We start from the raw sequence: 14357 nt of genomic DNA on the forward strand, positions 1-14357 counted from the left end.
GACGTGGGTCTCTCAGAGTCCGAAGATCATTTTGGCAATGATGTTCTTCTGGATTTCGTTCGAGCCGCCGAAGATCGACAGCTTGCGATTGTTGAGGTACAGCGCCGCCGCGCTCGCGGCTTCGTCGGGGCCGACCGGCACGCCGTCGAAACCTTCGTACAGCGCTTCTTCGACGAACGGCTGCGCATAGGCGCCCATCGCGCGGCGCGTGAGCGATGAAATCTCCTGGCGAATTTCGGTGCCGCGAATCTTCAGCATCGAGCTTTCGGCGCCGGGCACGCCGCCGCCCGCGACTGCCGCGATCACGCGCAGGTTGGTCGTCTTCATGTTCTCGAGATCGATCTCGACGCGCGCCATGCGTGCCGCGAACGCCGGGTCTTCGGCGAGCGGGCGGCCATTGCGGCGCTGCTGCGCGGCGATCTGGCGCAGACGGTTGAAGGCGGCCACCGAGAAGCCGACACCCGCGATATTGGTGCGCTCGTACGTAAGCAGATATTTCGCGTAGGTCCAGCCCTTGTTCTCTTCGCCGACGAGATTCTCCGCGGGCACGCGCACGTCGGTGAAAAACACTTCGTTGACTTCATGCTCGCCGTCGAGCGTGATGATCGGCCGTACTTCGACGCCGGGCGTGTTCATGTCGATCAGCAGAAAGCTGATGCCTTCCTGCTTGCGCACGTCGGTCGCGGTGCGCACGAGGCAGAAGATCATGTTCGCGTAGTGGCCGAGCGTGGTCCACGTCTTCTGGCCGTTGACGACGTAATGCTCGCCGTGCGCATCCTGGCCGCGCACGGCCGTGGTTCTGACCGAGGCGAGATCGGAGCCCGCGCCCGGCTCCGAATAGCCTTGGCACCACCAGTCTGAGCCGTCGAGAATGCGTGGCAGCCAGTGCCGTTTCTGCGCCTCGCTGCCGTATCGGATCAGCACCGGCCCGAGCATGTTGACGCCGAACGGCACGATGCGCGGCGCGCCGGCCAGCGCGCATTCGTTCTCGAAGATGAATTTCTGCACCGCGTTCCAGCCCGGGCCGCCATATTCCTGCGGCCAGTGGTTCGCGAGCCAGCCCTGCGCGTTGAGAATCGCGTGCCACTCGGCCATGTCGTCGCGCGTGAGGCGGCGGCCGCCGTGCACTTTATCGGCGAGACGCTGCGGGAGCTTTTCGCGCAGAAAGGCCAGCACGTCGGTGCGAAACGCTTCTTCTTCGGGGGTGAAGTTCAGATCCATCGCGGGGTCTTCCATCCATGTTCGTGGGGGGCTGATGCGCATTCTGGAGTGGTCAACGTTGATTGACAATGGCATGCCCGATTGACAGACTGTCAAAATTATTTTGACAAAGGCGCCGCGATGGACGTCAATTCCCTGACCCTGCTCGTGGACATTCTCGACGCCGGCAATCTGAGCGAAGCCGCGCGCCGGCTCAAGATGAGCCGCGCGAACGTCAGCTATCACCTGAATCAGCTGGAGCGCTCGATCGGTGTGCAACTGGTGCGGCGCACGACGCGCCGCGTCGAGCCGACCGAGATCGGTCTGCGCCTCTACGAGCATGGCCGCACGATCCAGAACGCGCTGCTGGCCGCGCGCGAGTCGGTCGCGACGCTCGGGCAAAGCCTGCAGGGCCGCGTGCGGCTGAGCGTGCCGAGCGGCTACGGCCAACTCGTGATGTCCGACTGGCTGATCGCGTTCAAGCGTCTGCATCCGGGCATCGTGCTCGACGTGATGTTCGAGAACCGCGTCGAAGACCTGCTGCGCGATGAAGTCGACATCGCCGTGCGCGTCATGTCCGAGCCTCCGCAGAACCTCGTCGCGCGCGACATGGGGCCGGTCAGATATGTCGCGTGCGCCTCGCCCGGCTTCGCGCACACGCACGGCATGCCCGCGACGCTCGACGACCTGCGCGCCGCGCCGCTGATTAGCGCGGCCGTGATCGGCAGGCAGTTGCGGCTGGCCGCGTATCTGCGCGACGAGCGCCACGAGGTGCTGCTCGAACCGACGATCATCTCCGAGAATTTTCTGTTTTTACGCGAGGCGCTGCTCGCGGGGCTCGGCGTCGGCATCGTGCCCGACTACGTGGTGCAGGACGATCTGCAACGCGGCGCGGTGCTGACCGCGCTCGACGAATGGCGCCTCAGCATCTTCGGCACGCACATGTACATGGTGTACATGCCGAACCGGCATCACACGCGCGCGGCCGCGACGTTCATCGAGTTCATGCTCGCGCAGGCGCACGGCGCGGGCAGGGGTGCCGCCGCGTGAGACGGGCGTCTATGCGCCGAGCTTGCGCCCGAGCGCGGTCCTGAGCATCGGCACGCCGACGCGCAGCAGCTTGCGTACGCCTTCGTCGCGGCCGACTTTCTGCACCGCGTTGTCGATCATCGTCTGCATCACGTTGGCCGGATAGAATTCGCCAAACCGGCGGTTCGCGCCGCTCTGCTCGAACACGTGATGCAGGAACGAACCGGCAGGCGGACCGATACGCTTGAAGAGCGCCATCTTCACGACGCGGTTGTTCCACAGGTGCAGCGTGTACGCGTCGGAGCACAGCGCCGCGCATTCCTCGAAATGGCGCGGCAGGAACGGCTTGTAGTAATCGTCGAAGTGGACCGGGTAGAACAGGCTCTCGGGCAAGCCGGCCTTGACGCCGTAGACCGCGGTCAGCAGGCGCGGGCCGGTGTCGCCCCATTTGATTTCGGTGCCCTGCATCGCCTTGACGCGCTTGAGCAGTTCGTACAGACGCGGCGAGTCGGGATCGAGCCGCAGTATCGCCGTGCAGATGCTGGACGGCGTTTCCTTGCCGATCAGGTCGCCCTTCGCGTTGAGATCGAAATCGCGCAGCAGCAGCATGTCCGTGTCGACCCAGATTTCGTCGGTCTTCGTGAACATCGCGAAGCGGAAATAGTCGGTGAAATGCGCCATCGACGGCACGCCTTGAATCGGAAAGGCGTTCAGCGTGTCGGGCGGCAGAATCGCGCGCGCGTCTTTCGCGCTCACGCCGGGCGGCAGATTGGCGATCGGCTCGTAACTATAGAGCGCCACCTCGCTGCCATAGAGGGTGAACGATTGCAGACACGCGACTTCGTAAGGGGAGAGTTCCGGGCCGTGCCAGAACGATGCGAACCTTGCCTTGCTCATAAGCCATCCGTGGAAAAATCATCTGGCACGACCAGCCTGGTGGCCTCTCTGGAGGTTAGACGCGCGCGGCACAGGTCTGACGTAAAGGGCCGTAATCGCACAGGAGTTGTCGCAAAACGTTGAGTCGATCGCTGCGGTGCGAGGGGGTACATGCGATAGGGCGCGGGGGCCGCGCTTCCCCGGACGTAGCCAACGCCCCTGAACACGAGCGCCTGCACGCGAGTCCGCACCGACCCGCGTGCTACGATGCCCAGTCCCACTACGCACGACATCGGAGACCTGGATGCGTCCGGAAAGCGCCGTTCGTTTCGACAAGGAGTTCGCGCCGCGCATCGCCGAGGCGATCGGCGCATGTTTCGCGAAGACCGTGCATACCGAAGTGCTGCCGTATGGCGGGCACGGTCAGCCGACCCGCGTGCGGATTCATGCGACGCCGCTCGATGAACTCGGTCACTACGCGCATCCGCTGAATCTTTACCTGACCTGGGACAGCGACGAAATCGAACGACTGATGGGCGAGCAGGGCACGGCGCGCTTCGCCGGTTATCTCGCCGCGCTGCCGCGCAAGCTCAAGGCGTGGACCCAGGCGCGCGAACTCGATTTCCTCACGCATACGCAGGGCGAACCGGTCGCGCTGCTCGGCGGGCTCGATTTCGAATCGTAGGCAGGGCGCGCCGATTTACGCGCCCGGTTAGGCGCGTGCGTGCATCGGTAATCGGCAATCGGCAGGCCCAATAAAACAACGGCCGCTGCGACATCGATCGCAGCGGCCGTTGTTTTTACCGCGGGACTCGCGTGACGTCGAGCCGCCGTTTAGCTACCCAAAGCCGGATCGCTCATGCTGCTCTTGCCGGTTTCCACGTGACCGGCAAGGCGCCGCGCAAACGATGCATCGGTGTCGACCGTGATCGACAGGTCGTACCAGCCGTGAGCGTTGCGCAGATCGAGGTATAGCTGATCGGTATCGCCGCCGCGCACCGAATGCCGGATCGCATTGTGCGGATCGTACGCATTGACGATCGTGAACTGGCAACGCGCGCTGCCCGTGTTTTCCAGACGCAATTGCAGATTGCCGTTGGCGACGTCGTAACCCTCGGCGATATCCGGTTGCGCGATCTCCTTGCGTTCCCACCAGTTGCTGCGCGCGACGACCTTGCCCGCGAAGCGGCGCAGGAAGCCGTTCGGACCGTGCACGGTGAAGTCGTAGGTGCCGTCCGCGTTGAGCGGCAAGGTGTCCTGCAGGTGCTTGCCGGCTTCGACCGTATAGCTGAGCGGCGCGGCGGCGCCGTTCGTCACGTAGACGAGGAACACCGCGCCCGCGCGGCCGGTATTGATGAAGCGCATCGTCAGCTTGCCGTTCGAGCCTTCGTCGGCGCGCACGAACAGTTCATACGGCAACGCGCGCGCGGGACGCACGCCGGGCTCCTGCTGCGGCACGGCCTGGGCCGCGGGCGGCTGCGGGATGTAATCCGGATGACGGTTCTGATCGGGCGGCACGTACGAGGTCGTGCTCGGCAGCGACGGCAGGTTGGCGTTCGGATTGCTGAAGTTGAAGGCCGAGGTCAGATCGCCGCACACCGCGCGACGCCACGGCGTGATGTTCGATTCGCCGAGGTTGTGATGCTCGCCGAAACGCTTTTCGATGAAGCGGATCACCGAGGTGTGGTCGAACGTTTCCGAGCAGACGTAGCCGCCTTTCGACCACGGCGAGACCACCAGCATCGGCACGCGCGGGCCGAGCCCGTACGGCGCGGCGGGCGTCTTCGCATCGCCGGGATAGATTTCGTGCGTGATGCTGACGGTCGACAGGCCGTTCGCGCTCGACGCCGCCGGGAACGGCTGCGCGAGGTGATCGAAGAAGCCGTCGTTCTCGTCGTAGTTGATGAGCAGCACGGTCTTGCTCCACACCTCGGGGTTCGACGTGAGAATCTGCAGGACCTGATCGATGTACCACGCGCCGTAGTTCGACGGCCAGTTCGGATGTTCCGAATAGGCTTCGGGCGCGACGATCCACGAGACTTGCGGCAGCGTGTTGTTCTGCACGTCGCGCTTGAGGATGTCGAAATAGCCGTCGCCGTTCGCCGCGTTGGTGCCGGTGCGCGCGTTGTCGTAGAGCGGGTTGCCCGGCTGCGCGTTGCGATACTGGTTGAAGTAGAGCAGCGAGTTGTCGCCGTAGTTGCCGATGTACGCGTTCTGCGTCCAGCCCCACGAGCCGTTCGCGTCGAGCCCGTTGCCCATGTCCTGATAGATCTTCCACGAGATGCCGGCGTTCTGCAGCACCTCGGGGTAGGTCGACCAGCCGTAGCCGAGTTCCGAATTGTCGATCACCGGGCCGCCGCCGCTGCCGTCGTTGCCGACCCAGCCGCTCCACATGTAGTAGCGGTTCGGATCGGTCGGGCCCATCAGCGAGCAGTGATACGCATCGCAGATCGTGAACGCGTCGGCGAGCTGATAGTGAAACGGGATGTCCTCGCGCGTGAGGTAGGCCATCGTGGTCGCGCCTTTCGCGGGCACCCACTGATCGTTGCGGCCGTTGTTCCAGGCCGCGTGCGTGGTGCCCCAGTCGTGCGCGAGATCCTGCAGGAATTGCAGGCCGAGGTTCGGCGCGGTGGGACGGAACGGCAGCACGTAATTGGCGCCGGCGGCATCGGTGGTGAGCGGCTGATACCAGACCGGCTGGCCGCTCGCGAGGTTGATCGCGCGCGTGTCGCCGAAACCGCGTACGCCCTTGAGCGTGCCGAAGTAATGATCGAACGAGCGGTTCTCCTGCATCAGCACGACGATGTGCTCGACGTCGCGGATCGTGCCGGTGCAGTTGTTCGCCGGAATGGCGAGGGCGTTGCGGATGCCGGGCGGCAGCATGCTCAACGCGGTGAAGGAACCGGCGGCTTGCGCGGCCGAGCGCAGAAAATCACGGCGATTTTTTGAGGTCATGGTTCTGGCTTTGATCTTCGGTGGAGGAAAGTGCACTGCGAAGATGCACTGTGACGATGCGTCGCGCGCGGAAAGAGTGGCCGCTCACCGCGCGCGGCGCGGAACTCAATCCACGGTGTGGATGACGGGGCTCGCGAGCGGCGCGCGCGACGCATCGGCGGCGGACAGTGCCGTGCCGACGTCGGAAGCGGGGGTCGCGGGAGTCTGAATCGTGAGCGTCGCCGGTGCGGCCGGCGGCGCGGTGGCAAAGCTGCTGGTGCCGGCGCTGTTATCGCTTTGCGCGGCGCGCTGTTCGGTCGTCGAGCCGAGCGTGCTCGTGTCGGCGGGAGGGTCGTCGTGGCTGCATGCGGTGCCGAGTGCGCAGAGCGAGACGATCGCAAAAGCATGAGCCAAACCGGGAGCCAAACGTTTGCACGGCAATGCACGACTCAGCTTCGGCACGAAGGGCATGTCACTCTCTCCGGTGTGAGGAAGGGACGCCAGGGCATCGATGTGCCGAGGTCAGCGATGCCGCAGCATAATCGCCGATCCGTGTAATTTTTATGAAGTATTGGTAAGGAAGCGGCGCAGCCCTGTGCTGGTGCTGATGTCGATGGCCGCGCCGGTTGCTCTGGTTGCTTCCGTCGCGCGGTTTATCGCTGTGCTGCGATGAATGCCGCGATCGCGTCGTCGAGCGGGGCCGGTGCGTCGCGATGCGGCGAGTGCCCGCAGGCGGCGAGCTTGACGAGCTGCGCATGCGGCACGCGTGCGGCGATCGTGTCGATCTGCGCCATCGTGCCGTAGTTGTCGTCGTGGCCCTGGATCGCGAGCAGCGGCTGGCGAATCGAGGCGAGCGTATCGACAATGCGCCACTGTCTGAACGCGGGATTCAGCCAGATATCGTTCCAGCCATAGAAGGCCGAATCGACGTCGGCGTGGTGGCGCGCGAGCTTGTCGCGCAGGTCGGTGGTTTCGTAGAGCTGCTTCGTTTGCGCGATGCTGGCCACCGAGAGGTCTTCGACGAACACATGCGGCGCCATCACGACCGCGCCCGCGAGTGCCTCGGGATACAGCGCCGCGTAGAGCAGCGCGATCGAGCCGCCGTCGCTATGGCCGATCACCCACATGCGCCGGCGTTGCCGCGCATCGATGCCGAGCGCGTCGAGCAGCGCGGGGAGAATGTCGCGGGCCTGCTCGGTCATGAAATCGACCGGCCATTTCACGTGGGGCGCGCGCGGCGTCGAGAGTCCATAGCCCGGCCGCGAATAGACGAGCCCGCGCAGGCCGAGCCGTTCGCACAAGCGTTGCGGCCAGTCGCGCCACATCGACACCGAGCCGAGTCCTTCGTGCAGGAACAGCGCGAGCGGTGTGTCGTCTGCGCGCTGGGCCGCCGGTTCGTTGAGCCAGCGATACTCGATGCGCAACGCGTCATGCGCCGCGCTCGCGGGCAGTTCGGCAAAGCGGCTCGCGCCGGCGGCGGGGGCGGGCGTAGCGGGAGCGGCGGGAGTGGCAGCCGTTGCGGGGTTCGGCATGAATGGATCACCTTATGACTTATGACTGTTCGCGCAGCTTGAAGCGTTGAATCTTGCCGGTGGCGGTTTTCGGCAGATCGTCGGCGAACACGATGTCGCGCGGATACTTGTGCGGCGCGAGCCGTTCCTTGACGAAGGCCTTCAGTTCGTCGGCGAGTATCTCAGACGGTGCGAACTCGCGCTTCAGGACGACGAACGCGCGCGTTTTCACGAGCCCGCCGTGATCGACGCCGACCACCGCCGCTTCGAGCACGGCCGGATGCTCGACCAGCACCATCTCCACTTCGACCGGCGACACGTACTGGCCGCTCACCTTCAGCATGTCGTCGCTGCGGCCCGCGTAGACATAGCAGCCGTTGGCGAGACGCCGGTACTTGTCGCCGCTGCGAATCCATTCGCCGAGAAACGTCGCGCGCGATTTCTCGCGATTGTTCCAGTACATGAGCGCCGCGCTCGGCCCCTTGATGTACAGATCGCCGACTTCGCCATCGGGCACCGGCTGCCCGGCTTCGTCGCGCAACTCGACCTCGTAGCCCGGCACCGGGCGTCCCGTCGTGCCGTATTCGACTTCGCCCGGGCGATTCGACAGGAAGATGTGCAGCATTTCGGTCGAGCCGATGCCGTCGAGAATCTCGGCGCCGAAGTGCGCGGTGAAACGCTCGCCGACGTCGCGCGGCAACGCCTCGCCCGCCGACGCGCATACGCGTATCGCGACCTCGGCGCGCGCGGGCAGATTTGGCGCGACGAGCATGCTCGCGTAGAGCGTCGGCACGCCGCAGAACACGGTCGGACGATGCTTGACGAGGCGCGCGAAGATCGCGTCGGCGGTGGGGCGCTCGGCCATCAGGATCGCGGTCGCGCCGACCGACAGCGGAAAGGTCAGCGCATTGCCGAGCCCGTAGGCGAAGAACAGCTTGGCTGCCGAAAACACCACGTCGCTCTCGACGATGCCGAGCACCGGCTTGCCATACAGCTCGGCGGTCCAGTACAGGTTCGCATGCGTGTGGACCGTGCCTTTCGGCTTGCCGGTCGAGCCCGAGGAGTAGAGCCAGAAGGCGATGTCGTCGCCACTGTTGGCGCAGCCTTTGAGGGCGGGCGGCGCGGCGTCGAGCAGGTCTTCGAAGCGGGGCGCGTCGAGCGAGGTAGTGGGCGCCGCATCCGCCGACGGCTCCGGCTGCGAGACGATCAACTGGCAGCCGTCTTGATCGATGCTTTCGAGCGCCTGCGCGACGTTCGGCAACAAGGCCGCCGACGCGATCACCGCGCGCGCGTGGCTATGCGTGAGCATGTACGTATAGTCGGCGGCGCTCAGCAGCGTGTTCGCGACGACCGGCACGATGCCGGCGTAGAGCGCGCCGAGAAATGCGACCGGCAGCGACACGGTATCGAGCATCACGAGCAGCACGCGTTCCTCGGGATGCACGCCGAGCGTTCGCAGGGCGCTCGCGCAACGCCGCGCGCGTTGTTCGAGTTCGCCATAGGTCAGCGTGTGCGTGTCGTCGATATAGGCAGGCTTGTTCGCGCGCGCCTCGTTCAGTTCGAACAGATAGCGCGCGAAATTGAAGAGCGGGGGTGGCGGCGCGGCCGCCTGATGCGCACTCGTTCGCGCGCTCGTTTCCAGCGGGGGTTCCATATTGTCTCCTCCATCGGTGGGCGCGGTCCGGCTGTTTGGCGCTCGTGATCCGCTCGATGCCTGATGCTCGCGTCGCCATGCGCCGCGCTGACGTTGCTGCCGCTATGGCTTGTGCCGTCGCGCCGGCGGTTTTATGTCGCGGTGAATTCGATCGCGCCTTGCGGCAGCAGATACAGCACGAGCGCCCGACCGTTCGCGACCGTCGGACGATGCGCGGAGCCGGGGCCGTACACGCACCAGCCGGCCGGATGGCCGTCGAACGTCGCGCCCTCGGTGAGCGGCATGATCAGATCGATTTCGCCGTGCGGATGCACATGGTGCGGACCGGCGATGTCCTGCATCGCGACGACGTCGACGGAAAAGCCGTGGGTCTCGGGCAGCGCCTTGAAGATGCGCCCGTAGCGGATGCCGCCCGCTTCGCGGTTGCACAGCCAGCCTTCGGCGACGCCGTCGCGGCAGGCCTGGGCGAGTTCGCGGAAAGTCGTGCTGCCGGCCGGCCAGGTGGCGTTCAGCCAGGCCGCGAGCGACGCGTCGAGCGGGCGCCCGTCAAGTTGTGCCGTTACGCCGGCGATCAGGTGCTGGAATTCTTGCGGGAACATGCGAGCCTCCAGAAAAGCGCGTTTACGCAGGGCAGACGTTCCACCGCCGGAACTTTGCTGCATGCGTGCTGCCGCGCTGTCTCCGTTACGCCGCCGGGCCAGCCGGCGGTGTTCTGATATTTCGTGAGCGTTTGTAGTTGAAGCGGCTTTTGATGAAAATTAAACTGTTCATCTAGTGCGTGTCAAGCACTATAGTACATATATCGAAGTATCGAGGTCACAAAACATGAATCGAAAATACTCCGCCGCACCGCTGGATGAAGCCGCCGCCGACCCGGCCCGCGCCGAGCGCGGCGAGCGTGAAGAGCGCGATCCGTTTCTGACCGCGATGGGCGAGCGCGTACGCCTGCTGCGCGCGCGCCGTGGCATGACCCGCAAGACGCTCGCGGCCGAAACCGGCCTCTCGGAGCGGCATCTCGCGAATCTGGAATCGGGCCTCGGCAATGCCTCGGTGCTCGTGCTGCGCCAGCTTGCGGCCACGCTGAACTGCTCGCTCGCCGAAGTGGTCGGCGACGAAACCACCGCGTCCGCCGAATGGCTGCTGATTCGCGAGTTGCTGCAAGGACGCGACCAGGCGGCGCTGCAACGCGCGCGCGCGGCGCTGGCCGAGATGTTCGCGCAGGCGCCGCGCGATCCGCACCGCAAGCACCGCATCGCGCTGATCGGCCTGCGCGGCGCGGGCAAATCGACGTTCGGGCGCATGCTTGCCCAGGAGCGCAAGGTGCCGTTCATCGAGCTGACGCGCGTGATCGAACAGCTTGCGGGCTGTCCGCCGTCGGAGATTCATTCGCTGTACGGCGCGAGCGCTTACCGGCGCTACGAACAGCGCGCGCTCGACGCCGTGATCGAGGAGCACGAGCGCGCGGTGATCGCGTCGCCGGGCGGGCTCGTGTCGGAGTCGGGCACCTTCAATGCGCTGCTGTCGCACTGCTTCACGGTATGGCTACAGGCGACACCCGAGGAGCATATGCGCCGCGTCGTCGCGCAGGGCGATCTGCGGCCGATGTCGGGCAACAACGAGGCGATGGACGACCTGAAACGTATCCTCGCGGGCCGCGCCGAACTATACGGGCGTGCCGACATGAGCTTCGACACGAGCGAGAAGACGCTTGCCGACGCCTATCTGCAATTGCGCGACCGGCTTGCCGCGCGCCTCGCGGCGGAAGCGCCCGACGAGGCGCGGGCCGGCTGAGCGGTCGCTGGGGCGTCAGGGTTTGCACCTAAAAATGCACTAAAATTCTTTACTCGGATATGTTGATGCACTATTGTTCAAAAAACAGATTCGCATCGTCCAGTCAGGAGACGCCCCATGTCCACAGCACACCCCGCCGTTGCGCCGGCCGCGCGGGTCGACTACCGCACCGATCCCTCGCAGTACCGGCACTGGAAGCTGAGCTTCAACGGTCCGGTTGCGACGCTCGGCATCGATATCGCTGAAGACGGCGGTATTCGCGACGGCTACAAGCTGAAGCTGAATTCGTACGACCTCGGCGTCGACATCGAACTGCACGACGCGATCCAGCGCATCCGCTTCGAGCATCCCGAAGTCAGGACCGTGGTGGTGACGAGCCTGAAGGACCGCGTGTTCTGCTCGGGCGCGAACATTTTCATGCTGGGCCTTTCGACGCACGCGTGGAAGGTCAACTTCTGCAAGTTCACGAACGAAACCCGCAACGGGCTCGAAGATTCGTCGCGCCATTCAGGGCTCAAGTTTCTCGCCGCGGTGAACGGCGCCTGCGCGGGCGGCGGCTATGAACTGGCGCTCGCCTGCGACGAAATCTATCTGATCGACGATCGTTCCTCGTCGGTGTCGCTGCCGGAAGTACCGCTGCTCGGCGTGCTGCCGGGCACGGGCGGTCTCACGCGCGTCACCGACAAGCGCAAGGTGCGCCACGATCGCGCGGATATTTTCTGCACGGTGGTCGAAGGCGTGCGCGGCGAGCGCGCGAAGGCCTGGCGTCTCGTCGATGAAGTCGTGAAGCCGAACCGGTTCGATCAGGCGATCCAGGCGCGCGCGCTCGAACTCGCCGCGCACAGCGATCGCCCAGCCGATGCGCGAGGCGTTGCGCTCACGCGTATCGAGCGCACCGAGCGCGAAGACGGCCTCGGCTATCAAACGGTCGACGTCACGATCGATCGCGCGAAACGCGTGGCGACCTTCACCGCGCGCGCGCCGCAAGAGGTGCAGCCTGCGGACCTCGATGCGATCGTCGCGGCCGGTGCGAACTGGTGGCCGCTGCAATTCGCACGCGAACTCGACGACGCGATCCTGTCGATGCGCACCAACGAACTCGGTATCGGCACGTGGGTGTTCAGGACCGAAGGCGATGCGCGCAACCTGCTCGCCGTCGATGCGACGCTGCTGCAGCACAGGGACCACTGGCTCGTGCGCGAAACGATCGGCCTGCTGCGCCGCACGTTCGCGCGCATCGATGTGTCGTCGCGTTCGCTATTCACGCTGATCGAACCGGGCTCGTGCTTCGCGGGCACCTTCGCCGAATTCGCATTCGCGGCCGACCGCACCTATATGGCCGCGTTGCCGGCCAACGAAGACGAGGAGCCGGCCATCACGCTGTCGGAAGTCAACTTCGGTCTGTACCCGATGGTCACGCAGCAGTCGCGGCTTGCGCGGCGCTTCTATGAGGAAACCGAACCGCTCGACGCGGTGCGTGCGCTGATCGGCCAGCCGGTCAAGGCCGTCGAGGCCGAGCGCCTGGGTCTCGTGACCGCCTCGCCCGACGATATCGACTGGGCCGACGAAATCCGTATTGCGCTCGAAGAACGCGCAACGATGTCGCCCGATGCCTTGACGGGCCTCGAAGCGAATCTGCGCTTCAACGGCCCGGAGACGATGGAGACGCGCATCTTCGGCCGGCTCACCGCCTGGCAGAACTGGATTTTCAACCGGCCGAACGCGGTGGGCGAGAAGGGTGCGCTCAAGGTGTACGGCAAGGGCAGCAAGGCGCAATTCGACGTATCGCGCGTTTGAGGCGCGTGACGCCCGATTGACCTCATCGCGCCGTCCGCCGATATGCGCTTCTCGCGATTGCAGCTTCTGAACAGGGAACCGACTCAGGGAACCGACCATGTCCACGATCAACTACAGCGAAAAGATTCCGAACAACGTCAACCTTGCCGACGATCGCGCCTTGCAGCGCGCGCTCGAACAATGGCAGCCGAACTTCCTGTCGTGGTGGGGCGATATGGGCCCGGAAGGTTCGCACGGCTACGACGTCTATTTGCGCACGGCTGTCAGCGTTGACACGGGCGGCTGGGCGCATTTCGATTACGTGAAGATGCCCGAGTACCGCTGGGGCATTTTTCTTACGCCGGGCGAGCAGGACCGCAAGATTTACTTCGGCGAGCACAAGGGCGAAGCCGCATGGCAGGACGTGCCCGGCGAACATCGCGCGAACCTGCGCCGCATCATCGTCACGCAGGGCGATACGGAGCCGGCCTCGGTCGAGCAGCAGCGTCACCTCGGTTTGACCGCGCCCTCGATGTACGACCTGCGCAACCTGTTCCAGGTCAACGTCGAAGAGGGGCGCCACCTGTGGGCGATGGTCTATCTGCTGCATCGATACTTCGGCCGCGATGGCCGTGAGGAAGCCGAAGCATTGCTCGGCCGCCGTTCGGGCGACGACGACAATCCGCGCATTCTCGGCGCGTTCAACGAGAAAACGCCGGACTGGCTCGCGTTCTACATGTTCACGTACTTCACCGACCGCGACGGCAAGTTCCAGTTGTCGGCGCTGGCCGAGTCGGGCTTCGATCCGCTCGCGCGCACGACGAAGTTCATGCTGACCGAGGAAGCGCATCATATGTTCGTCGGCGAGTCGGGCGTCTCGCGCGTGATCCAGCGCACTGCGCAGGTGATGAACGAACTCGGCACCGACGACGTCGCGAAGATTCGCGCGGCCGGCGTGATCGATCTGCCGACCATCCAGCGTTATCTGAACTTCCACTACTCGGTCACGATCGACCTGTTCGGCGCCGATCATTCGTCGAACGCGGCGACGTTCTATAGCTCGGGCTTGAAGGGCCGCTATGAAGAAGGCAAGCGCGACGACGATCATCGCCTGAGCGAGCATGGTTACAAGCTGCTCGACGTGCAGGACGGCAAGCTCGTCGAGCGCGAGGTGCCGATGCTCAACGCGATGAACGAAGTGCTGCGCGACGATTACATCAAGGATTCGGTCGCGGGCGTCGGGCGCTGGAACAAGGTGCTCGAGAAGGCCGGCATCGATTTCCGCATGACGGTGCCGCACAAGGCATTCAACCGGCAGATCGGCACCTTCGCGGGCACGCGCGTGTCGCCCGATGGCCGCGTGATTGGCGAAGCCGAATGGGCTGTCAACGAAGCGAAGTGGCTCGCCACGCCGGAGGACCGCGCGTTCGTTGCCTCGCTGATGGGCCGTGTCGCCGAGTCGGGCAAGTTCGCGAACTGGATCGCACCGCCCGCGATGGGCGTGAACCGTCAGCCCGTCGATTTCGAGTATGTGCGCTTTAACTGAAGCGATGGCGGCAGGCGAAGCACGAGAGGCGCGCTGTATC

12 protein-coding genes are annotated in these 14357 nt (G+C 65.0%); 5 read left to right on the plus strand and 7 right to left on the minus strand.

Going from position 1 to position 14357, the window contains the following annotated elements; translation table 11 throughout:
* Positions 1–12 precede the first annotated feature (12 nt).
* A complete protein-coding gene (locus GXB81_RS08640) occupies positions 13–1221 on the minus strand; it encodes an acyl-CoA dehydrogenase family protein (protein WP_205988910.1) in 1209 nt (402 codons plus the stop codon).
* Positions 1222–1341: 120 nt separating this feature from the next.
* On the opposite strand from GXB81_RS08640, the gene GXB81_RS08645 reads away from it, so the two are divergent.
* The gene (locus GXB81_RS08645) at positions 1342–2250 is read left to right on the plus strand and encodes a LysR family transcriptional regulator (protein WP_167283266.1); all 909 of its coding nucleotides are present in this window, start codon (positions 1342–1344) and stop codon (positions 2248–2250) included.
* A gap of 9 nt (positions 2251–2259) precedes the next feature.
* Here the strand turns inward: GXB81_RS08645 and GXB81_RS08650 are convergent, their stop codons facing one another.
* A complete protein-coding gene (locus GXB81_RS08650) occupies positions 2260–3126 on the minus strand; it encodes a hypothetical protein (RefSeq protein WP_167043488.1) in 867 nt (288 codons plus the stop codon).
* Between the two features lie 283 nt (positions 3127–3409).
* Here GXB81_RS08650 and GXB81_RS08655 point away from each other — a divergent pair, with 283 nt between their 5' ends.
* A complete protein-coding gene (locus tag GXB81_RS08655) occupies positions 3410–3790 on the plus strand; it encodes a DUF5594 family protein (protein ID WP_205988893.1) in 381 nt (126 codons plus the stop codon).
* A gap of 149 nt (positions 3791–3939) precedes the next feature.
* Here the strand turns inward: GXB81_RS08655 and GXB81_RS08660 are convergent, their stop codons facing one another.
* The 5 genes from GXB81_RS08660 to GXB81_RS08680 all read right to left on the minus strand — a co-directional run bounded on the left by GXB81_RS08660 (position 3940) and on the right by GXB81_RS08680 (position 9803).
* Positions 3940–6060, minus strand: a complete 2121-nt coding sequence (locus tag GXB81_RS08660; RefSeq protein WP_205988894.1) for a phospholipase C, phosphocholine-specific — start codon at positions 6058–6060, stop codon at positions 3940–3942.
* A 105-nt stretch (positions 6061–6165) separates the two neighbouring features.
* Positions 6166–6453 carry a hypothetical protein gene (locus GXB81_RS08665; protein WP_241016289.1) on the minus strand — a complete coding sequence of 96 codons (288 nt, stop codon included), beginning with the start codon at positions 6451–6453 and terminating at the stop codon, positions 6166–6168.
* A gap of 239 nt (positions 6454–6692) precedes the next feature.
* Entirely contained in the window at positions 6693–7571 is an 879-nt protein-coding gene (locus tag GXB81_RS08670) for an alpha/beta fold hydrolase (protein WP_205988896.1), read from the minus strand.
* Positions 7572–7590: 19 nt separating this feature from the next.
* A complete protein-coding gene (locus GXB81_RS08675) occupies positions 7591–9204 on the minus strand; it encodes a benzoate-CoA ligase family protein (protein WP_205988897.1) in 1614 nt (537 codons plus the stop codon).
* A gap of 131 nt (positions 9205–9335) precedes the next feature.
* Complete coding sequence (locus tag GXB81_RS08680; protein ID WP_205988898.1) at positions 9336–9803, minus strand: DUF4863 family protein; 468 nt, start codon at positions 9801–9803, stop codon at positions 9336–9338.
* Between the two features lie 226 nt (positions 9804–10029).
* On the opposite strand from GXB81_RS08680, the gene GXB81_RS08685 reads away from it, so the two are divergent.
* From GXB81_RS08685 to boxB, 3 genes are all read left to right on the plus strand, one after another.
* Positions 10030–10995 (plus strand): helix-turn-helix transcriptional regulator, encoded by a 966-nt coding sequence (locus tag GXB81_RS08685; protein WP_167043474.1) that lies wholly within the window; start codon positions 10030–10032, stop codon positions 10993–10995.
* A 117-nt stretch (positions 10996–11112) separates the two neighbouring features.
* Positions 11113–12792, plus strand: coding sequence for a 2,3-epoxybenzoyl-CoA dihydrolase (boxC, locus tag GXB81_RS08690; protein WP_205988899.1), 1680 nt, complete (start codon positions 11113–11115; stop codon positions 12790–12792).
* Positions 12793–12889: 97 nt separating this feature from the next.
* Positions 12890–14317 carry a benzoyl-CoA 2,3-epoxidase subunit BoxB gene (gene boxB / locus GXB81_RS08695; RefSeq protein ID WP_205988900.1) on the plus strand — a complete coding sequence of 476 codons (1428 nt, stop codon included), beginning with the start codon at positions 12890–12892 and terminating at the stop codon, positions 14315–14317.
* Positions 14318–14357: the final 40 nt, after the last annotated feature.

It is taken from the genome of Paraburkholderia sp. Ac-20336 (assembly GCF_017105025.1).
Taxonomy (GTDB): domain Bacteria; phylum Pseudomonadota; class Gammaproteobacteria; order Burkholderiales; family Burkholderiaceae; genus Paraburkholderia.

Coding starts and splice junctions, on each gene's coding strand:
- GXB81_RS08685 (WP_167043474.1), top strand. CDS start 10,030: ATGAATCGAAAATACTCCGCCGCACCGCTGGATGAAGCCGCCGCCGAC.
- GXB81_RS08675 (WP_205988897.1), bottom strand. CDS start 9,204: ATGGAACCCCCGCTGGAAACGAGCGCGCGAACGAGTGCGCATCAGGCG.
- boxC (WP_205988899.1), top strand. CDS start 11,113: ATGTCCACAGCACACCCCGCCGTTGCGCCGGCCGCGCGGGTCGACTAC.
- GXB81_RS08645 (WP_167283266.1), top strand. CDS start 1,342: ATGGACGTCAATTCCCTGACCCTGCTCGTGGACATTCTCGACGCCGGC.
- boxB (WP_205988900.1), top strand. CDS start 12,890: ATGTCCACGATCAACTACAGCGAAAAGATTCCGAACAACGTCAACCTT.
- GXB81_RS08680 (WP_205988898.1), bottom strand. CDS start 9,803: ATGTTCCCGCAAGAATTCCAGCACCTGATCGCCGGCGTAACGGCACAA.
- GXB81_RS08655 (WP_205988893.1), top strand. CDS start 3,410: ATGCGTCCGGAAAGCGCCGTTCGTTTCGACAAGGAGTTCGCGCCGCGC.
- GXB81_RS08660 (WP_205988894.1), bottom strand. CDS start 6,060: ATGACCTCAAAAAATCGCCGTGATTTTCTGCGCTCGGCCGCGCAAGCC.
- GXB81_RS08670 (WP_205988896.1), bottom strand. CDS start 7,571: ATGCCGAACCCCGCAACGGCTGCCACTCCCGCCGCTCCCGCTACGCCC.
- GXB81_RS08640 (WP_205988910.1), bottom strand. CDS start 1,221: ATGGATCTGAACTTCACCCCCGAAGAAGAAGCGTTTCGCACCGACGTG.
- GXB81_RS08650 (WP_167043488.1), bottom strand. CDS start 3,126: ATGAGCAAGGCAAGGTTCGCATCGTTCTGGCACGGCCCGGAACTCTCC.